At 67.7% G+C, this 19,317-nt stretch carries 17 protein-coding genes and 1 tRNA gene; 12 read left to right on the top strand and 6 right to left on the bottom strand.

Going from position 1 to position 19,317, the window contains the following annotated elements:
• Positions 1 to 107: 107 nt before the first annotated feature.
• A complete protein-coding gene (locus tag A5727_RS22530) occupies positions 108 to 566 on the bottom strand; it encodes a hypothetical protein (protein ID WP_157521519.1) in 459 nt (152 codons plus the stop codon).
• A gap of 170 nt (positions 567 to 736) precedes the next feature.
• On the opposite strand from A5727_RS22530, the gene A5727_RS22525 reads away from it, so the two are divergent.
• On the top strand, positions 737 to 3,325 hold the full coding sequence (locus tag A5727_RS22525; RefSeq protein WP_068255386.1) for a helix-turn-helix transcriptional regulator: 2,589 nt from the start codon (positions 737 to 739) through the stop codon (positions 3,323 to 3,325).
• Positions 3,326 to 3,390: 65 nt separating this feature from the next.
• On the opposite strand, the gene A5727_RS22520 is transcribed toward A5727_RS22525, so the two are convergent.
• Positions 3,391 to 3,466: transfer RNA gene (locus A5727_RS22520), tRNA-His, on the bottom strand.
• A gap of 44 nt (positions 3,467 to 3,510) precedes the next feature.
• Entirely contained in the window at positions 3,511 to 4,146 is a 636-nt protein-coding gene (gene orn / locus A5727_RS22515) for an oligoribonuclease (RefSeq protein WP_068255384.1), read from the bottom strand.
• 175 nt (positions 4,147 to 4,321) lie between these two features.
• Here orn and A5727_RS22510 point away from each other — a divergent pair, with 175 nt between their 5' ends.
• Positions 4,322 to 5,872, top strand: coding sequence for a helicase HerA-like domain-containing protein (locus A5727_RS22510; protein WP_157521525.1), 1,551 nt, complete (start codon positions 4,322 to 4,324; stop codon positions 5,870 to 5,872).
• Positions 5,873 to 5,890: 18 nt separating this feature from the next.
• Here A5727_RS22510 and cmrA read toward each other — a convergent pair whose 3' ends face one another.
• The gene (cmrA, locus tag A5727_RS22505) at positions 5,891 to 6,697 is read right to left on the bottom strand and encodes a mycolate reductase (RefSeq protein WP_068255378.1); all 807 of its coding nucleotides are present in this window, start codon (positions 6,695 to 6,697) and stop codon (positions 5,891 to 5,893) included.
• Between the two features lie 42 nt (positions 6,698 to 6,739).
• Here cmrA and A5727_RS22500 point away from each other — a divergent pair, with 42 nt between their 5' ends.
• A complete protein-coding gene (locus tag A5727_RS22500) occupies positions 6,740 to 8,056 on the top strand; it encodes an MFS transporter (protein WP_068255373.1) in 1,317 nt (438 codons plus the stop codon).
• Here the strand turns inward: A5727_RS22500 and A5727_RS22495 are convergent.
• A complete protein-coding gene (locus A5727_RS22495) occupies positions 8,053 to 8,808 on the bottom strand; it encodes an MmpS family transport accessory protein (RefSeq protein ID WP_068255371.1) in 756 nt (251 codons plus the stop codon). The genes A5727_RS22500 and A5727_RS22495 overlap by 4 nt on opposite strands.
• Positions 8,809 to 8,964: 156 nt before the next feature.
• On the opposite strand from A5727_RS22495, the gene A5727_RS22490 reads away from it, so the two are divergent.
• The 3 genes from A5727_RS22490 (at position 8,965) to A5727_RS27930 (ending at position 11,371) form a co-directional block, all read left to right on the top strand.
• Positions 8,965 to 10,860, top strand: coding sequence for an alpha/beta hydrolase family protein (locus A5727_RS22490; protein ID WP_231992191.1), 1,896 nt, complete (start codon positions 8,965 to 8,967; stop codon positions 10,858 to 10,860).
• 102 nt (positions 10,861 to 10,962) lie between these two features.
• The gene (locus A5727_RS27155) at positions 10,963 to 11,163 is read left to right on the top strand and encodes a hypothetical protein (RefSeq protein ID WP_082949968.1); all 201 of its coding nucleotides are present in this window, start codon (positions 10,963 to 10,965) and stop codon (positions 11,161 to 11,163) included.
• A gap of 52 nt (positions 11,164 to 11,215) precedes the next feature.
• A complete protein-coding gene (locus tag A5727_RS27930) occupies positions 11,216 to 11,371 on the top strand; it encodes a DUF6131 family protein (protein WP_197507726.1) in 156 nt (51 codons plus the stop codon).
• Here A5727_RS27930 and A5727_RS22485 read toward each other — a convergent pair.
• A complete protein-coding gene (locus A5727_RS22485) occupies positions 11,368 to 11,997 on the bottom strand; it encodes an SACE_7040 family transcriptional regulator (RefSeq protein ID WP_068255351.1) in 630 nt (209 codons plus the stop codon). The genes A5727_RS27930 and A5727_RS22485 overlap by 4 nt on opposite strands.
• Before the next feature lie 92 nt (positions 11,998 to 12,089).
• On the opposite strand from A5727_RS22485, the gene A5727_RS22480 reads away from it, so the two are divergent.
• The 6 genes from A5727_RS22480 to pdhA all read left to right on the top strand — a co-directional run bounded on the left by A5727_RS22480 (position 12,090) and on the right by pdhA (position 19,317).
• Positions 12,090 to 13,640 carry a carboxyl transferase domain-containing protein gene (locus A5727_RS22480; protein WP_068255342.1) on the top strand — a complete coding sequence of 517 codons (1,551 nt, stop codon included), beginning with the start codon at positions 12,090 to 12,092 and terminating at the stop codon, positions 13,638 to 13,640.
• Positions 13,641 to 13,647: 7 nt separating this feature from the next.
• Positions 13,648 to 15,648: an acetyl/propionyl/methylcrotonyl-CoA carboxylase subunit alpha gene (locus A5727_RS22475; RefSeq protein ID WP_068255340.1), complete on the top strand. Its 2,001-nt coding sequence runs from the start codon at positions 13,648 to 13,650 to the stop codon at positions 15,646 to 15,648.
• Positions 15,648 to 16,811: an acyl-CoA dehydrogenase family protein gene (locus A5727_RS22470; RefSeq protein WP_068255338.1), complete on the top strand. Its 1,164-nt coding sequence runs from the start codon at positions 15,648 to 15,650 to the stop codon at positions 16,809 to 16,811. The genes A5727_RS22475 and A5727_RS22470 overlap by 1 nt, the downstream gene beginning before the upstream one ends.
• Positions 16,808 to 17,299, top strand: coding sequence for a MaoC family dehydratase (locus A5727_RS22465; RefSeq protein ID WP_068255336.1), 492 nt, complete (start codon positions 16,808 to 16,810; stop codon positions 17,297 to 17,299). The genes A5727_RS22470 and A5727_RS22465 overlap by 4 nt, the downstream gene beginning before the upstream one ends.
• Complete coding sequence (locus tag A5727_RS22460) at positions 17,300 to 18,100, top strand: HpcH/HpaI aldolase/citrate lyase family protein (RefSeq protein ID WP_068255334.1); 801 nt, start codon at positions 17,300 to 17,302, stop codon at positions 18,098 to 18,100. It begins immediately after the preceding gene.
• Between the two features lie 116 nt (positions 18,101 to 18,216).
• Positions 18,217 to 19,317 (top strand): pyruvate dehydrogenase (acetyl-transferring) E1 component subunit alpha, encoded by a 1,101-nt coding sequence (pdhA, locus tag A5727_RS22455; protein ID WP_068255332.1) that lies wholly within the window; start codon positions 18,217 to 18,219, stop codon positions 19,315 to 19,317.

Genomic DNA, 19,317 nt, shown 5'->3' with positions numbered 1-19,317 from the left:
ACGGACGTGGCCGACGGAGGCCAACCCCGAACGGGGGACGCCGCCCCCTCCTGTGGGCGGCGCTTCCCCGTTCGGGGGGCAACGGGAGTCAGCGGTGTCGGGGTCCGTCAGCCGAGGTAGTCGCTGGCACGCGGCTTGGGCTTGGGCTTCGGTTCATTCTTCTTGGGATCGGGGGCTGGCGCCGGTGCGCCGCACGACCCGTTCTTCAGGCCGACGGTGCCTCCGGACTCGACGCAGCAGAGGTCAGCGACTCGGCCGGGCGTCCTCATGCACTTGTCGTAGGCGCCGACATCCCAGACGCCGCTGCCGGCGCCGAGTCGGCCCACGGGCCCGAGGTTGTTCCCTCCGATCCGATTCCACTCCTCTTCGGCGGTGGTGCCGGGTTCGGTCTGGTCGCCGTTGTTGGGCCTGAGCGGGAGCGGCGCGTCGACGGTGCTGGCGAGATCGACCGCGCGGTGGGCAGCATCGGGCCCAGCGGTCGGTCCGCTCAACAGCATGACGGCGGCGAGTGCCGGTGCGGCAATGAGCAGTCGTGTCCCCAGCACACGCCGTACGGAGGCGAACATCGGAGTCACGTCGTTTTTGTGAGTGTTGACCATTTCCAAGACCCTGGTCGAGCCGGGCCCCACCCACATCGGGCGCAATGCCCTATCTTGCGGGCGCCGATCCGTCCCGCACTGGGGGAGACACGCAATCTCCTGGTAGGCGGCTGTGAGCACCGGTACGATCCGCGAGCGTGAAGCTCACTGAGAGGGAGGATGAGCTCGCCGAGCTGGCTGACCGCGCGGATATCGCGCGAGCAGAGCGTGGCTGTGTCGTCGTTGTGCGGGGCGAATCCGGGGCCGGCAAGACCTCCTTGGTCGAGGCGTTTCTGGACACGTTGGCCGGTGGCGAGGTCGTCTTGCGTGCCGCCTGTGACCCGTTGCCCACCCCTCGTCCGTTGGGACCCATCCACGACATCGCCGGGTCACTCGGTTCGGACACCCGGCAGATGCTTCGAGGTGGCGGTCAGGCGTACGACATCTTCAGCGCCGTCTTCGAGGACCTGGTGGCCCGGCCTTCGGTCGTGGTGCTCGATGATCTGCACTGGGCCGATCAGGGCACGATCGACCTGCTCAGATTTGTGCTCCGGCGGATTCGGCGCACCCGGTCACTGGTCATCGCCATCGTGCGTGACGACGAGCTGTCGGCCAGCCACCCGGTGCGCTCCCTGCTGGGTGATGTCGCCAGGAGTGATGACGCCTCCATGTTGTCCCTGCCGCCCCTGAGTCTCGATGCCGTCACCGGGTTGGTCGGTGACCGCGACATCGACGCGGCGTGGTTGCATCGAATCACCGCGGGGAACGCCTTCTTCATCACCGAGATGCTCGATCACAGCGGTCTGGAGTTGCCGACCACGGTTCGTGACGTGATACTCGCGCGCACAGTCGGTCTCGACGATCTGGCGCTTGACGCGCTGCATCTGCTCGCCTGCGCACCGGGGCCGGTGCCCTATCCGCTGTTCGATCATCTCGGCGTGGGGCCGGCCGCGCTTCAGGCTCTCGACGCGGCCAACCTGACCCAGGCTGGGCCGCGGGGGGCGGCCCTGCGTCACGACCTGTGCCGACTCGCAGTCGCCAGCGTGATCCCTCCCGGGCTCACCGCCCGCCTGCATCAAAGGATGATCGAAGCGTATGACGCGGTGGGGCAGCAGGATCCGGCTGTGCTCACCCATCATGCGGTCGGTGCCGGGGATTTCGCGCGGGTGCGCGACTGCGCCCGCGAAGCGGGTCGGGCTGCGGCCCGCGCGGGTGCACATGTCCAGGCGATGGCCTTCTATGAGATCGCGCTGCGTCACGGTGGGGTGCTGCCGCCTGACATCGAGGCTGAACTCCTCGAATTGGTCGCCGGGGAGTACTACTTCGCCGACCGACTGGAAGACGCCATCGCCGCGTGCAGAAGTGCGTTGGGGTTGCGCGAGCAGCTGGGTTGCCCGCGGGGATTGAGCGCAAGCCATCAGGCACTTGCGCTCTATGAGTGGAAGAACTCGAATCGTGCAGTTGCCGAACACCATGCCGAGCAGGCCGCGACCGTCTTCGGCGCCACCGGTGAACCGGCCGATGTGACCGACCTTGTGACACTGGGGCATGCATTCGCGATGCAGGCCTATCTTGCGGTGCACGCGACCGACGTCCAGCGTGCGTCGTCGCGGGCGGCTGCGGCACGGTTGATCGCCGACCGGACAGGCGATTCCGCGCTGCTGGTGAGAATCGGTCTCATTGAGGGATTCTGTGCTGTTCTCGCCGGCGACGACGCCGGCCGGGACGGGATTCTGTCGGTCATCAGATCGGCGCCCAAGCATCTCGACGAGATCTACTCCGGCGGGTACAGCAACCTCGCCTATCTCGACGTGGAGCACCGGCGCCTGGACGAGGCCGCGCAGGTGCTCGAAGTCGGGCTACCGCTGACAGTCGACCGTGATCTGTCGATCTGCCGGGTATGGCAACTCGGCGTGCGCGCCAGGCTCGAACTGCTGCGGGGCGAATGGGACGAGGCCGTCATCGATGCGGACACGGTGCTCGCCAGCCCGACCATGCCGTTGGCGCGAACGTGGCCGCTGCTGATCGGCTCCATTGTGGCGATGCGACGGGGGAGCGCCGACTTGGATGCGCTCGACGCGGCATGGGGTCTGGCCCGTCGGTTCGGCGAACCGTTCCGGCTGCTTGCCGCCGCGTCGGTGATCGTCGAAAGGGCGTGGTTGACGGATGAACCCGACGATCGGCTCGACGAGTGCCGCGCGCTTCTCGAGGATCCACCGATGAAGGGTTTGGAGTGGAGCCGGGGGGAGCTCGCGATGTGGCTGCGTCGCCTCGATGGCACCTGTGACGCGATCGGCGTCGCGAAGCCGTACCGGCTGCTTCTGGACGGACAGTTCGATGCGGCCGCTGATGAGTTCATCTGCTTGTCAACGCCATATGACGCTGCCCTGGCGCTGATCGATTCGGGCGACACGGTTCGTGCCAGAGAGGCGCTCGACGTCCTGGACCGTCTCGGTGCCGATGCCACCGCCGCGAAGGTCCGTCGGGACCTGCGGTCGGCGGGCGCCAACGCGGTCCCAGCGCGCCGTCGTCCCACCACGCTGGCCAACGCGGCTGGACTCACCGTCCGCCAAGTGGACGTGCTGCGCCTCATCGATGATGGCTTGACGAATCCCGAGATCGCGAAGCGGTTGTATCTGTCGGTGAAGACCGTGGGCCACCATGTCTCGGCGATTCTGGCGAAGCTTGACGCCGAGAACCGGAGCGAGGCGGCTGCGCGAGCGCGCGCCACGGGACTCCTCGGCTAGATCGGACATGGGCCCAAGAGAAGGTGCCCCCACCTGCTTGCGCATGTGGGGGCACCGTCATCAGTTGGGGTGGCTGACGGGACTCGAACCCGCGACAGCCAGGATCACAACCTGGTGCTCTACCAACTGAACTACAGCCACCATTGCTGCTTTCCGGCGAACCGGACTGGGCAGCGTGGTCGATCTTAACCGGTCGGAGGCTCTGGAACCGAATCGGTGTCCGTCGGCGGGCCGAGCTCGGCCGCAACCGCCGCGATATCGCTGGTGGCGGGCCCGGGCTGGGGTACGAAGGCGGTCGCACGGTAGTACTTCAGTTCGCGGATCGACTCGTGGATGTCGGCCAGGGCGCGGTGCGCGAGACCCTTCTCCGGCTGGCCGAAGTAGATCCGCGGATACCAGCGGCGGCACAGTTCCTTGATCGAACTGACGTCGATCATCCGGTAGTGCAGGTAGTCGTCGAGCGTGGGCATGTCGCGCGCGAGGAAACCGCGGTCGGTGGCGATCGAGTTCCCGCACAGCGGCGCCGTCTTGGGCTGCTTGACGTGCTGTTTGATGTAGTCGAGCACCATCTTCTCGGCGGTGGGGACGTCCACCGTGGAGGCCCTGACCTCGTCGGTCAGACCGGATCGGGCGTGCATCTTCTTGACCACGTCGATCATCCCGGCCAATGCGGCGTCCTCGGCGTGGATCACCACGTCGATGCCGTCGCCCAGAACGTTGAGTTCGGCATCGGTGACCAGCACAGCAATCTCGATCAACCGGTCAGACCCCAGGTCGAGGCCCGTCATCTCGCAGTCGATCCACACCAATTCATCGCGCACAGCGTTCCACAGTAGGCGCACTTCAACCTGTTCTCGCAGCACCCCACCGCTGCGGGCGACCCAAGCGGGAGTCGGGCAAGTAAGGTCGTGCATTGCTGCACCGCGCACACTGGCAATGACACTGGGCGAGAGGACCTCGGCTGTGAGCTCTGAAACCACCGGCACCGGATCGGCGATGACCCCCGCACAGCACATCGCCGGCGGCTATGCGGTGGACGGTCCGGCCCTCGAGTTGGGCTCCGTCGTCGTCGACGGGGTGGTGGACCCCAAGGCCCGGGTGCGCATCCCGCTCAAGACGGTCAACCGCCACGGCCTGGTGGCGGGCGCGACGGGCACAGGTAAGACCAAGTCCCTGCAGGTGCTTGCCGAGCAGTTGTCGGCCGCGGGCGTTCCGGTGCTGATGGCCGACGTCAAGGGTGACCTGTCGGGGCTGTCGAAGCCCGGTGTGTCCAACGACAACACCACGCAGCGTGCCGCCGACACCGCCGACGAGTGGACACCCACGGGCTTCCCGGTGGAGTTCCTGTCGTTGGGCACCGATGGCATCGGCGTTCCGGTGCGCGCGACGATCACCAGCTTTGGGCCCATCCTGCTGTCGAAGGTGTTGGGCCTCAACCAGACTCAGGAGTCCACGCTCGGCCTGATCTTCCACTGGGCCGACCAGAAGGGGCTGCCGCTGCTGGACCTCAAGGATCTGCGATCGGTGATCCAGTATCTGACCAGCGACGAGGGCAAGCCGGAGTTGAAGGCGCTGGGTGCGGTGTCGACCACCACAGCCGGCGTGATTCTGCGGGCGCTGATCAACCTCGAGGCTGAGGGCGCCGACACCTTTTTCGGTGAGCCGGAGCTCAACCCCGACGACCTGATGCGTGTCGACGCGCAGGGCCGGGGCGTCATCACGCTGCTGGAACTGGGGGCTCAGGCCGCCCGTCCGGTGATGTTCTCGACCTTCCTGATGTGGGTGCTGGCCGACCTGTTCACCTACCTGCCCGAAGTCGGCGACCTCGACAAGCCCAAACTGGTGTTCTTCTTCGACGAGGCGCACCTGCTGTTCAACGACGCGTCCAAGGCGTTCCTGGAGCAGGTGGAGCAGACCGTCAAGCTGATCCGGTCCAAGGGCGTCGGGGTGTTCTTCTGCACGCAGCTTCCCACCGACATCCCGAACGACGTGCTGTCCCAGCTCGGCGCCCGGATCCAGCATGCGCTGCGCGCCTTCACCCCCGACGACCAGAAGGCGTTGTCGAAGACCGTGCGGACCTACCCCAAGACCAAGGTGTACGACCTGGAGTCGGCGCTGACCTCGTTGGGCATCGGCGAGGCCGTCGTCACGGTGCTCTCGGAACGGGGGGCTCCGACGCCCGTGGCCTGGACACGGATGCGTGCACCGCGGTCACTGATGGACACGATCGGCCCGGAGGCCATCGCGGCCGCCGCCAAGGCCAGCCCACTGCAGGCCGAGTACGGCCAGACCATCGACCGGGATTCGGCCTACGAGCGGCTGTCGGCCGCGTTGGCCCCGCCGCCGGAGAAGGACGAACTGCCGCCCGTGCCGACCGGGATCGACATCCCCCCGATGCCCGCGCCCGCGGCTCCGCCGGAGCCGGGCTTCTTCGACAAGATGATGGAGAGCCCGGCGTTCAAGAGCGCGATGCGTTCGGCGGGCACGGTGATCGGCCGCGAGATCACCCGCAGCATCTTCGGGACGGGTCGCCGCCGGCGGCGGTGAAGGCCGGGCCGAAGTCGCTCAGTCGCCGCCGAGCTTCTTGTAGACCGCACCGACGATCGGGGCGACGATGGCCCGCGGGGCGTACCCGCTGGCCACCGACATGGCCTTGGACGTCAGACCCGGGACGACGCGCATCCGGTTGTGCTCGAGCGCGTCGAGCGACACCCGGGCGGTGTATTCGGTGTTGATCCAGAGGAAGTCCGGAATCAGCTTCTCCACCAGGGAGCGTTCGGACTCGTCGGGCAATTCGGTGCGCACCGGCCCGGGCGCCAGCAGCGTGACATGCACGCCATGCTGCTTGACCTCGCCGCGCAGTGACTCGCTGAAGGTGTTGGCGAACGCCTTGCTGGCGGCATACGTCGCGTTGTTCGGAATCGGCGAATTGCCTGCCGCGGACCCCGAGATCAGGATGCCGCCCGCGCCCCGCTCGATCATGCCCGGCAGCACCGCGAGCGTAAGATCATGCACCGCAATCGCATTCAGTTGGACCTGCGCCTTCTCGACGGCGGGATCCAGCTTGGCGACGGGCCCGAAGGTGGCCGTGCCCGCGTTGTTGCACAGGATCGAGATGGGTCGGCTCGCCAATTCTTCGGCCAGCGCGTCGCGTCCGGCGGCGTCGGTCAGGTCGACGGCGCGAACCTCGACGGTGACGCCGTAACGCTCGGTGAGGCGCTCGGCCAGTCCAGTCAGCACGTCGCCGCGGCGGGCCGTCACGATCAGGCTGTGGCCGCGTGCGGCGAGTTCGGTGGCCAGGGCCTCGCCGATGCCCTGCGATGCGCCCGTGACGACGGCGCGAGCATCCGGACTTGGTGGGGGTACAGGCATGCGGCAATCGTAGACAAGGCCGGACTGGATAGAGTGCCGGGCATGACTGAGGCGCCGACCGGCGTGCGCAGATCCCGGATCGCCGCGTGGGCGCTGTGGGACTGCGGTTTCGTGGGCCTCAACGCGATCGTCGTGACGTTCGTGTTCTCCGTCTACCTCACCGAATCGGTCGGCGAGGGCACGCCGGGCGGGGCTTCGCCGACGAGTTGGCTCGGCCGCGCCCTCACCGTCGCGGGGCTGACCGTTGCCGCCTTGGCGCCGGTGATCGGGGTGTGGGTGCAGGCCCCGCAGCGCCGACGGCGGGCGCTGACCATCCTGACGGGTCTGGCGGTGGTGCTCACCGCGGCCATGAGCCTGATCCGCGACGACCCCCGCTACCTGTTCGCGGGTCTGGTGCTGCTGGCGGCCACGGCCGCGTGCGGAGATCTCGCCGGCGTGCCGTACAACGCGATGCTGCGGCAGCTGGCGACACCGGCGACATCGGGTCGGATCTCCGGATTGGGCTCGGGCGCAGGCTTTCTCGGCAGTGTGCTGTTGCTGCTGCTGGTGTACGTCGGCTTCATCATGGGCGACGGACCGACACGTGGCCTGCTGGGGATTCCGGCCGACGACGGTGCCAACACCCGGTTGGTGATGGTGGTCGCGGCGGTCTGGTTCGCATTGTTCGCACTGCCGCTGCTGTTCACCGCGCATCACCTCACCCCCTCCGACGCGGCACCGCATGTCCCGGTGAGCGTGCTCGGGGCCTACCGGCGGGTGTGGGCTGACCTGGTCGCCGAGTGGCGCCGCGACCGCAACCTGGTCTACTACCTGGCGGCCAGCGCGATCTTCCGGGACGGACTGACCGGAGTGTTCACGTTCGGCGCGGTGCTCGGGGTGTCGGTGTACGGCATCTCGCAGGCCGACGTTCTGATGTTCGGAGTGGTGGCCTGCATCGTGGCCGGGCTCGGTGCGGTGCTCGGCGGGCTGGTCGATGACCGGATCGGGTCCAAGCCCGTCATCGTGGGGTCGCTGACGGCCATGATCGTCGTCGGTCTGGCGCTGTTGTCGTTGTCGGGGCCCACCGCGTTCTGGATCTGCGGACTGATGCTGTGCCTGTTCCTGGGGCCCACCCAGGCGTCGGCGCGGACGCTGCTGCTGCGCCTGACGACCGACGGACGCGAGGGCGTGGCATTCGGCCTCTACACGATGACCGGCAGGGCGGTCTCATTCCTGGCGCCCTGGCTGTTCTTCCTGTTCGTCGACGTGTTCAGCGCCGACCGTGCGGGCTTGGGTGGAATCCTGGTGGTGCTGGTCGCGGGCCTGGGCGCAATGCTGGTGGTGCGGGCCCCGCACCAGCGGCACGGGGTGGGGAACTAACCCGCGGCAGCACAGATCGTCAGGCCCGAACCTGTCCGCTCCCGGACCGCCTCGCCGTCCACCGTCACGGTGCACGTGACATCGCGGCCGACATTGAGAATCGTGACACTGGCCGCGGTCGACGCGGGCGGCGACAACGTCACCTCTTTGGTCCACGGCAGGACGACGTTGAACTCCATCTGCAGAATCCCGCCGGAGTCGACGTAGGTGATGCTGATCGCGCGTCCCTCGCCGGTCACGGTGTAGACCACAGTCTGCGTCGGCCCGGTCGCGGTGGTGGTCGGCGACTCCGTCGGCGCGGTGGGGACGGGGGGAACCGATGTCGCCGTCCGGGGCGGGGTCCGCGTCGTGGTGGTCGGCGCGGTGGCGGTCGGAACAGGCATGGTCGGCAGGGGAGTCACCGCGGAGTCCTCTTTGGAGGCTCCGTTCGCGATCACCAGCGCCACCACGAGACCGATGACCAACAGCACCGCGGCGCCCGCGAGCAACCACAGCCAACGCGGTGACCGCGGCGGTTCGGGCGGCAACTGGGCCTGGTCCTGGCCGGGGGCCTGGTACTGGGTCTGGGTCCAGTGGGGCGGCAGTTGACGGGTTGCGTCCTGGCCGGGGGGCGGCGTGTAGCTCGGGTAGCTGAACTGCCCGGCGTACGCCGGATCGGGATACCCGGCGTTCCGGTCGCCCAGGGGTTCGGTTGGCGGCGACCAACCCGACCGGTTCGGATCGGGACCCTGGGGCCACTGGGGATCGCTCATGACCACCTCATGTCTTGCAGGCTACCTGCGGACCGGAGACTGCCGGTCGGCAAGGCGGAATTAGCCTATGTGACAAAGCACGAAGGGCACGAGCGGTTGCCGGCGACCACCACATCGTGGGTAGCCTGCGAAGGGCCGTGGCGAGGAGGATTGACTGTGGGACCGCAGGTGCGCCATGTGCGCGCGATCTACGGTCCGTCGTTGTCCCCCGACGCCACGGCGTTCGCCCACATCGTCGACGACGGGGGTTACCCGCGGGCCGTACAACGGTTCCTGCGCGGCTGGCGCGCGTCGTCGTCCCGCGACGTCGAGCTTCCGGTCGAGGGCCCGGTCACCCGCGTCATGCACTCCGCCGACGGTCACTGGCTGGCATGCGAGGTGGCCCCCGAAGGTGGTTCGCGCACGCAGATCTGGGTGGTGACCACCGACCCCGACGATCGTGCCGCGCGGCGGATCGACGCGTTGGGCTCGCAGGACCCGCACAGCACCGATGGCACCGCGGAACTCGTCGGCTGGGACGGCACCTCGGTGGCGGCGATCCTGACCGGTGATGACGGCGTCGGGCAGTCCTGTCTGATCGACCCGGCCAGCGGCGACCGGGTGATTCTGGACCGCCGATCGGCGGGGCGGCTGGTGGACGCATGGGCCGGAGCGTCCCTGATCCGCGTCGGTCCGCGGGGTTATCGGGAACTCCTGATGCTGCACGGGTTCACCGAGATCGCGCTGCTGCCCTACGATCCCGGCTCCACGACGGATGCGGGCGTGATCCTCGACGACCATCATCCGCGCCGTCTGAGGTACGGGCCGGAGGGTGAGTCCACCAAGCTCTACCACCCGGCCAAGGAGTATGGACCGGGCAGCACAGCGGGTTTCGTGCGTGCGCTGATCCGCAGTGACAACGGTGCCGACCACGCCAGGCTGCTCGAGGTCACGGTGACCGAGGACGGGGTCACCTATCAGGTGGTGGCCGAACGCGAGGGCGTCGAGTTGGACGAGTTCGTCATCAGCGACGACCTGTCCACCGTGGCCATACTGTGGAACATCCACGGCTGCAGCGAGTTGCAGATCATGCAGTACACCGATCGGACGATGAGTCGGATGATTCCGCTGCCGGGACTGGTGGCCAGCGAGTTGTCGATCAGCGCCGGCGGTTCGATGGTGGCGATGACGGTCGAAAGCCCTTCGCAGCCACGCACTGTCGAACTCGTCGACACCCGGTCCTGGGAGTGGGAGCCCGTCGACCGGGTTCCGATGTCGGGCCCGCTGGCCGAGGCGCCGACGCTGGAGACCGTGACCGCCCGCGACGGCTTGACGCTGACGGGTTGGCTGTACTCGCCGCCGGCGGGGGCGCCGGACGCCGGGACGCTGATCTATCTGCACGGCGGTCCGGAGGGCCAGTCGCGCCCCGGGTACAGCGAGGTGTTCCCCCTGCTGTTGGACGCGGGGATCACGGTGTTCGCCCCCAATGTGCGCGGATCGGGTGGGTTCGGGCGGACCTTCATGCACGCCGACGATCGCGAGAAGCGGTTCGCGGCCATCGACGACGTCGCCGACTGCGTGGGGCATCTGATCGCGCGGGGACACGCTCGCCCCGGCCGCGTGGCGTGTGCCGGGTGGTCCTACGGCGGCTACCTGACGCTGGCCGCGTTGACCTTCCACCCCGATCTGTTCGCGGCCGGGATCAGCGTGTGCGGCATGAGCGATCTCAACAGCTTCTATCGCAACACCGAAGCGTGGATCGCGGCGGCGGCCCAGCCCAAGTACGGGCATCCGGTCAGCGACCGTGATCTGCTCGAGGCGTTGTCGCCGCTGCAACGGGTCGACGCGCTGACCGCGCCACTGCTGCTCGTGCACGGTGCACATGACACCAACGTCCCCGTCACCGAGTCCGAGCAGATGTATGCCGCGTGCAAGGACCGCGGGCACCCCGTCCGCTATCTCGTGTTCGACGACGACGGACACGAGATCGCGAAACGAGAGAACCGCGTCCGGCTCGCCGAGGCCATCCGGGACTGGCTGGGAACAGCGTTTTCGGGTCCAGACGGGGCCTGACCGCGTCCGCCAGCAAACCATGACGAAATTGTGATGTTTGGGAGACTTTCGGTCGGGTAAACCTCTGTCCGCCAGACGGTGCGGAGCGAATGGAGGGCACACATGCGACTTATCACCGTGATCGCCGTTGTTTGGCTGTTGATTGGGGTTTTCGCCACGTTCCAGCGGGGTTATTTCGACAGCTCCGAAACCAACTGCGCCACTGCGGGAACGATCGCGCTCACGGTTGTCGCCGGCCCGCTCAACTATGCCGGAGCCAACCCGAAAGTCGAGGACTGCAGACTGCCACAACCCAGCCAATAGTCAAGAGTTTCAAGCATGTTCGGTCATTGAAGGCATATGAAAGGGAGTTGTCATGATTGTCCTCGGAGCGATTCTGCTCATCCTTGGGTTGCTGTTGAAGATTAATATCCTGTGGACCATCGGCGTCATCCTGCTGGTCATCGGTGCGGTGCTGTGGATTCTGGGAGCCGTGGGCCGTCCGGTCGGCGGTCGAAAGTACTGGTACTAACTCTCGGCTGAGCGCAGCGCGGCGATGGTCATCGCCCGCAGCACAGATCGCGAGCGCAGGCCGGCCGGTGTTCCACCGGCCGGCTTTGTGCTGTACGGGGTGGAGTTCATCAGGCCGAACGCGGCGTGGGCCATCAGCCGCGTGTCGGATTCGTCGCGGTTGGGATCCAGGCGCCGCAGCACCCGCACCCAGATCTCGACGTACTGGCGCTGGCTGCGTCGCACCTGCCGGAGCGCGGGTGCGGGCAGGTGGCTCAGATCGCGATCCTGGATGCGGATCAGGTCCGGTTCGCCGAGGGTGAAGTCGAGATGGAAGTCGATGAGCGCATACAGCGCGGCGACGGGGTCGTCTCCAGCCTGATCGACCACAGTCCGACCGCCCGTGAGAAGCCTGGTGCTGATCTCATCGAGCAGTTCGACCAGCAGGGCCTCTTTGTTGGGGAAGTGGCGGTAGATGGCGGGGCCGCTCACATCGGCCGCCGCGCCGATGTCCTCAAGGCGCACGGCGAGGAATCCGCGTTCGGCGAACTGGCGTTCGGCCGCGGCCAGAAGCTGGGAACGGCGGTCCGACTTCTGCCGGGAACGGCGGCTGAGCGTCGGTTGGTTCTCGTCGGTGGCGGCAGGCATCAGGCCTCGCTATCCAAAAGGCTGGACACGTCGGTTAATGGTGACTAACATACCACGAGTTAGTCACCATTAACTGAATTGGTGGGAAGCCGATGGCAGGCGGGACATCGAACCGCGAAGAACACGTGGCCCTGGTGGCGCAACTGCGCGCGAAGCTCGCCAGCGCCGCATTGGGAGGGCCTGAGCGCGCCCGGGAACGCCACGTGTCACGTGGCAAGCTGCTCCCACGCGATCGCGTGGACGGCCTGCTCGACCCGGGCAGTCCTCTGCTGGAGATCGCGCCGCTGGCGGCCGACGGCATGTACGACGACGAATGCCCCGGCGCCGGAATGATCGCCGGCATCGGCCGCGTCTCTGGTCGCGAGTGCATGATCGTGGCCAACGACGCCACCGTCAAAGGCGGTACCTACTACCCGGTCACGGTCAAGAAGCACCTGCGCGCACAGGAGATCGCGCTCGAGAATCGACTGCCGTGCATCTATCTGGTGGACTCCGGTGGCGCGTTCCTGCCCCGCCAGGACGAGGTGTTCCCGGACCGCGAGCACTTCGGGCGCATCTTCTACAACCAGTCCACGATGAGCGCCGCGGGCATCGCGCAGATCGCCGCGGTGCTCGGATCCTGCACCGCGGGCGGCGCCTACGTGCCGGCGATGAGCGACGAGGCCGTCATCGTCCGCAACCAGGGCACCATCTTCCTCGGCGGTCCACCGCTGGTGAAGGCCGCCACCGGTGAGGTCGTCACGGCCGAGGAACTCGGCGGTGGCGATCTGCACTCCAAGGTCTCCGGCGTCACCGACCACCTGGCACACGACGACCGCGACGCACTGCGCATCGTGCGGAACATCGTCTCGACGCTCGGGCCCCGATCGCCGCGGCCCTGGGACGTGCGCCCGACGCTGCCCGCCGTCGCCGACCAGACCGAGTTGTACGACGTGGTCCCGGTCGACGCACGCGTGCCCTACGACGTCCGCGAGGTCATCACCCGAATCGTCGACGGCGGCGAGTTCAGCGAATTCAAAGCCGAATACGGCACCACCCTGGTCACCGGCTTCGCCCACATCCACGGACATCCCATCGGCATCGTCGCCAACAACGGCGTCCTCTTCGGTGAATCGGCGCTCAAGGGAGCGCATTTCATCGAACTGTGCGACAAGCGCACGGTGCCGCTGCTGTTCCTGCAGAACATCACAGGCTTCATGGTGGGCCGGGACTACGAGGCCGGCGGCATCGCCAAACACGGCGCCAAGATGGTCACCGCGGTGGCCTGCGCGCGAGTGCCCAAACTGACGGTTGTCATCGGCGGGTCCTACGGCGCGGGCAACTACTCGATGTGCGGTCGGGCGTACTCACCGCGCTTCCTGTGGATGTGGCCCAACGCCCGTATCTCGGTGATGGGCGGCGAGCAGGCCGCCTCGGTGCTGGCCACGGTTCGCGGTGACATGTCGGCCGAGGAGGAGGAGGCGTTCAAGGCGCCCATTCGTGCCCAGTACGAACACCAGGGCAACCCCTACTACTCGACGGCCCGGTTGTGGGACGACGGTGTGATCGATCCCGCGGACACCAGAACCGTTGTGGGATTGGCGCTCTCGGCAGTTGGCAACGCACCGGTGCAGCCGGTGTCCTACGGCGTCTTCCGGATGTGAGGAACTGATGTTCGATACGGTCCTGGTTGCCAACCGCGGTGAGATCGCGGTCCGCGTCATCCGCTCCCTGCGCCGGCTGGGCATCAGGTCGGTGGCGGTCTACAGCGAAGCCGACGCCGCGGCGCTGCATGTCCTCGAAGCCGACGCCGCCGTGCTGATCGGTCCGGCGGCCGCACGGCAGAGCTATCTGAACATCGACGCGGTCGTCGACGCCGCCGTGCGCACCGGCGCTCAGGCTGTGCACCCCGGCTACGGATTCCTTTCGGAGAACAGCCAATTCGCCGAAGCGCTGGCTCAGGCGGGAATCGTGTTCATCGGCCCACCCGCAGCGGCCATCGCGACCATGGGCGACAAGATCACAGCCAAGGCCACAGTCACGAAGTTCGGCGTCCCCGTGGTTCCCGGCATCGCCCGCCCGGGCCTGACCGACGCGGAGCTGATCGCCGCGGCGGACGACATCGGCTATCCCGTACTCGTCAAGCCCTCGGCGGGCGGCGGTGGGAAGGGCATGCGGCTGGTGCACGACGCGGCCGACCTGCCCGGCGCACTGGCCGGCGCACGGCGCGAATCGGCCGCCGCGTTCGGCGACGACACCCTGTTCCTCGAGCGATTCGTGCTGCGGCCCAGGCACATCGAGGTGCAGGTGCTCGCCGACCAGCACGGCAATGTGATCCACCTCGGGGAGCGTGAGTGCAGTCTGCAGCGTCGCCATCAGAAGGTCATCGAGGAGGCGCCGTCGGCGCTGCTGGACGCCGCGACCCGAGAGCGGATCGGTGCCGCCGCGTGTGACACCGCACGCAGTGTGGACTACGTGGGCGCGGGCACGGTCGAATTCATCGTCTCGGCTGACCGGCCCGACGAGTTCTTCTTCATGGAGATGAATACCCGCCTTCAGGTCGAGCACCCCGTCACCGAACTGGTCACCGGCTGGGACCTGGTGGAGTGGCAGGTCCGGATCGCGGCCGGCGAACCGCTGCGGGCCCGCCAGCAGGACATCGAACTGCGCGGCCACGCCGTCGAGGCGCGCGTGTACGCCGAGGACCCGGCCAACAGCTTCCTGCCGACCGGCGGCACGGTGCTCGATCTCGTGGAACCCGGCGGACCCGGGGTCCGGGTGGACTCCGGTCTGCGGGTCGGCACGGTCGTCGGAAGCGATTACGACCCGATGCTGGCCAAGGTGATCACGCACGGCGCGACGCGACAGGACGCGTTGCGCGGACTCGACCGCGCCCTGGCCCACACGGCCGTGCTCGGGGTGGTCACCAACATCGACTTCCTGCGCCACCTGCTGACCGACGCCGACGTGGTCGCCGGTCGGTTGGACACCGGTCTGCTGGACCGCCGCGTGGGGCACTACCTGGACACGCTCGCACCGGCGGCCGACGACTCGGCGTTCATCGCCGCGGCTGCCTACCGCTGGCTCCAGTTGTGGGCGGCCGCAGGCGACGACCTGTGGACGCAGCCCTCGGGATGGCGGGGCGGCCAGCACGCGCCCACGGTGCTGCGCCTGCGTTCGGGGCAGCGCACCGACCACGTGGGAATCGTCGGGACGCCCGGGGCGGCCACGGTCACCATCGAGAACGCTGGGCGGCACACACTGACCGCGGCGCTCGACGGTGACCAGATCAGCCTCGTCATCGACGGCGTCTCGCAGCGCTACCGTGTCGCCGACGCCGACCACCGCATCTGGCTGGCCGCACCGGGTGTGGTGTGGTGGGTGGACGAGGTCCGTGAGGCCCCCGTCCGGCCCGATGACGAGCACAGCGGCGACGCCGAACTGGTCAGTCCGATGCCCGGTGCCGTCGTGGCCGTCAACGTCGACGACGGCGCAGAGGTGGCCGCGGGCACGGTCGTGGTGGCCGTGGAGGCCATGAAGATGGAGCATTCGCTGACCGCGCCGGTCGATGGTGTGGTGAAAATTCTTGTCGCCGTGGGCGATCAGGTCAAAGTGGGCCAACCGCTGGCAACGGTGACGGCCGCCGAATCGGAACAGAAGGACCAGAGCTGATGACCGACTACCTGTCGACGGGCAGCCTGCCCGACGAATACGCACAGCTGGCCAGGACCGTCCGTGACTTCGCGCAGAGCGTCGTCGCTCCCGTCGCGGCCAAACACGACGAGGAGCACTCGTTCCCGTATGAGGTCGTCGCCGGCATGGCCGACATGGGCCTGTTCGGGCTGCCCTTCCCCGAGGAGTACGGGGGCATGGGCGGCGACTACTTCGCGCTGTGCCTGGCGCTCGAGGAACTCGGCAAGGTCGACCAGAGCGTGGCCATCACGCTCGAGGCCGGGGTGTCGCTGGGTGCCATGCCGGTGTACCGGTTCGGCAGCGAGGCGCAGAAACAGGAGTGGCTGCCGCTGCTGTCCAGCGGCACGGCGCTGGGTGCGTTCGGTCTGACCGAGGCCGGCGGCGGCAGCGACGCCGGTGCCACCAAGACCACCGCGCGCCTCGACGACGGGCATTGGGTGATCAACGGTTCCAAGCAGTTCATCACCAACTCCGGCACCGACATCACCAAGCTGGTGACGGTGACCGCCGTGACGGGTGAGAAGGCCGACGGCAAGAAGGAGATCTCGTCGATCCTGGTGCCCGTGCCGACCGACGGGTTCACCGCCGAACCCGCGTACAACAAGGTGGGCTGGAACGCCTCCGACACCCACCCGTTGAGCTTCGACGACGTGCGTGTGCCCGAGGAGAACCTGCTCGGCGAACGCGGCCGCGGGTACGCCAACTTCCTGCGCATCCTCGATGAGGGCCGGATCGCGATCGCGGCCCTGTCGGTCGGCGCAGCGCAGGGTTGTGTCGACGAGTCGGTGAAGTATGCCAAGGAACGTCAGGCGTTCGGCGCGGCGATCGGCACCTATCAGGCCATCGCCTTCAAGATCGCCCGAATGGAGGCCCGCGCGCATGCCGCGCGCACGGCGTACTACGACGCCGCGGCGCTGATGCTGGCCGGAAAGCCGTTCAAGAAGGCCGCGTCGGTGGCCAAGATGGTGGCCAGCGAGGCCGCGATGGACAACTCGCGCGACGCCACGCAGATCTTCGGCGGCTACGGGTTCATGAACGAGTATTCCGTGGCACGGCACTACCGCGACAGCAAGATCCTCGAAATCGGTGAAGGGACAACCGAAGTGCAACTGATGCTGATCGGTCGGGAGTTGGGCCTGTGACCGAGACCCCGAAGCGTGTCATCGAACAGCGTGGCCTGTGGTTCGAGGAGTTCGAGCCCGGTGTGCTGTACCTGCACCGCCCCGGCCGCACCATCACCGAGGCCGACAACGTCCTGTTCACCACGCTGACCATGAACACGCAGGCCCTGCACCTGGACGCGGCGTTCTCCGACGCCCTTCCGCCGTTCAATCAGCGCCTGGTGAACTCGATGTTCACGCTGTCGACCCTGGTGGGTCTGTCCGTTGCGCAGCTGACCCAGGGCACGATCGTCGGCAACCTCGGATTCTCCGAAATCGCCTTCCCGAAACCGCTTTTCCACGGTGACACGCTGTATGCCGAGTCGGAGGTGACCGACAAGCGGGAGTCCAAGAGTCGCCCCGGTGAGGGCATCGTGACGTTCGCGCACATCGGACGCAACCAGCACGGCGACGTCGTCGCGACCGCCACCCGCAAGACGATGGTGCGCAAGAAGCCGGTGGAGGAGTAGATGACACTGACGAATGCGGGTCCGGCCTGGCTGTTCTGCCCTGCCGATCGCCCCGAGCGTTTCGAGAAGGCCGCCGCGGCAGCCGATGTCGTGATCCTCGACCTCGAGGACGGTGCCGGCGACAAACCGGCCGCACGCGAGGCGCTGCTGAGCACTCCGCTGGATCCGGCCCGCACGGTGATCCGCATCAACGCGGGCGACTCGCCCGAGCAGAAGCTCGACCTCGAGGTGCTCGCCAAGACCGACTACACATCCGTGATGCTGCCCAAGTGCGAGTCCGCGGAGCAGGTGAGCGCGCTCGCGCCGCTGGACGTGGTCCTCATTGTCGAGACCCCATTGGGTGCGCTCAAGGTCGAGGAGACCGCCGCGGCCGCCAACACCTGGGGCGTCATGTGGGGCGCCGAGGACCTGTTCGGATTCCTGGGCGGCACCTCCAACCGCTTCCCCGACGACTCCTACCGCGATGTCGCCAAGTATGTGCGGTCCCGATCGCTGCTGGCGGCCAAGGCGTATGGCCGACAGGCGCTTGATTCGGTGTACATCGACATCAAGAACCTCGATGGCCTGCGCGTCGAGGTCGACGACGCCGTGGCGGTCGGATTCGACATCAAGGTGGCGATCCATCCCAGCCAGATCGCTGTCATCCGGGACGGCTATGCGCCGTCGGCCGAGCAGGTGGAGTGGGCGCGACACGTGCTCGCGGCCGCGGAGAATCAGCCGGGAGCATTCGCCCATGAGGGCATAATGGTGGATGCACCAGTGTTGAGGCGGGCTGAGCGAATCGTCCAGCTTGCGCCCTGACATCGGACGCCAGCGGGCAGCCGCCACAAGCGGGTGACTCGGACCGGCCCCGCGCTGGAGCTGACCCACAGGGTCTGACGACCAAACATGTCGTCGGCGACCTGAAGGAGGCGGCTATGGCTGGGGCGGATCATCTCTGGACGCTGCACGACGTCCCGGATCTGGAGCCCGTCCAACTGCTCGCCCCCGATGGGGCGGTCACCTCCGAACAGCGATTCCGCCGTGACCTTCCCCCCGAGACCCTGGCCTGGCTCTACGAGACCATGGTCGTCACCCGGGAATTGGACGCCGAACTGACCAACCTGCAGCGACAGGGTGAGCTCGCGTTGTACGCCTCCTGCCGAGGCCAGGAGGCCGCCCAGGTCGGTGCGGTGGCGCCCCTGCGCAAGACCGACTGGCTGTTCCCGCAGTACCGCGAGCTCGGGGCCTTTCTGCTGCGCGGCATCACGCCGGCGCAACTGGGCGCGATGTGGCGCGGAAGCTGGCACGGGGGACTGGGCTTCACCGCCAAGCGATGCGCTCCCATCGCCATTCCGATCGGTACGCAGCTTCTGCACGCCGTGGGTGCCGCGATGGCCGCCCAGCGCCTGGGTGAGGACGCGGTGACGGTGGGGTTTGCCGGTGATGGTGCCACCAGCGAGGGCGACGTGCATGAGGCGCTCAATCTCGCCTCGGTGTTCGCCGCGCCATGCGTCTTCTACGTGCAGAACAACCAGTGGGCCATCTCAGTTCCTGTCGGACAGCAGCTTGCCGGGCCGTCGATCGCGCACCGCGCCGCCGGATACGGGATGCCGGGCATCCGGGTGGACGGCAACGACGTGCTGGCCTGTTACGCGGTCATGGAGCAGGCCGCGCGCCGCGCCCGCGGCGGCGGTGGGCCGACTCTGATCGAGGCCGTCACCTATCGGATGGGCCCCCACACCACGTCCGACGACCCGACCCGGTACCGCGATGCTCGTGAGGTCGAGGCGTGGCAGGCGCGTGACCCCATCGCCCGGTTTCGCACCCATCTGCGCAACATCGGACTGCTGACCAAACGTCTCGAGCGGCGCGTCGACGCGCATGTCGCCAGGGTGCGCGCTGAGCTCCGGGACGTGATCGTCGATGCGCCAGACGCCGACGTCGGCGAAATGTTCGACACCGTCTACGCCGAGATCACCCCGGATCTGGTTGCACAGCGTGACCAGTTGCGGGCCGAACTGGCGAAGGAGGCCTGA

It is taken from the genome of Mycobacterium sp. ACS4331, assembly GCF_001667265.1.
Classification (GTDB): domain Bacteria; phylum Actinomycetota; class Actinomycetes; order Mycobacteriales; family Mycobacteriaceae; genus Mycobacterium.
This window is presented reverse-complemented; position numbering and strand designations above follow the sequence as displayed.

Coding starts and splice junctions, on each gene's coding strand:
- A5727_RS22530 (WP_157521519.1), bottom strand. CDS start 566: ATGTTCGCCTCCGTACGGCGTGTGCTGGGGACACGACTGCTCATTGCC.
- A5727_RS22510 (WP_157521525.1), top strand. CDS start 4,322: ATGACCCCCGCACAGCACATCGCCGGCGGCTATGCGGTGGACGGTCCG.
- cmrA (WP_068255378.1), bottom strand. CDS start 6,697: ATGCCTGTACCCCCACCAAGTCCGGATGCTCGCGCCGTCGTCACGGGC.
- A5727_RS22500 (WP_068255373.1), top strand. CDS start 6,740: ATGACTGAGGCGCCGACCGGCGTGCGCAGATCCCGGATCGCCGCGTGG.
- A5727_RS22495 (WP_068255371.1), bottom strand. CDS start 8,808: ATGAGCGATCCCCAGTGGCCCCAGGGTCCCGATCCGAACCGGTCGGGT.
- A5727_RS27155 (WP_082949968.1), top strand. CDS start 10,963: ATGCGACTTATCACCGTGATCGCCGTTGTTTGGCTGTTGATTGGGGTT.
- A5727_RS27930 (WP_197507726.1), top strand. CDS start 11,216: ATGATTGTCCTCGGAGCGATTCTGCTCATCCTTGGGTTGCTGTTGAAG.
- A5727_RS22485 (WP_068255351.1), bottom strand. CDS start 11,997: ATGCCTGCCGCCACCGACGAGAACCAACCGACGCTCAGCCGCCGTTCC.
- A5727_RS22480 (WP_068255342.1), top strand. CDS start 12,090: ATGGCAGGCGGGACATCGAACCGCGAAGAACACGTGGCCCTGGTGGCG.
- A5727_RS22475 (WP_068255340.1), top strand. CDS start 13,648: ATGTTCGATACGGTCCTGGTTGCCAACCGCGGTGAGATCGCGGTCCGC.
- A5727_RS22470 (WP_068255338.1), top strand. CDS start 15,648: ATGACCGACTACCTGTCGACGGGCAGCCTGCCCGACGAATACGCACAG.
- A5727_RS22460 (WP_068255334.1), top strand. CDS start 17,300: ATGACACTGACGAATGCGGGTCCGGCCTGGCTGTTCTGCCCTGCCGAT.
- pdhA (WP_068255332.1), top strand. CDS start 18,217: ATGGCTGGGGCGGATCATCTCTGGACGCTGCACGACGTCCCGGATCTG.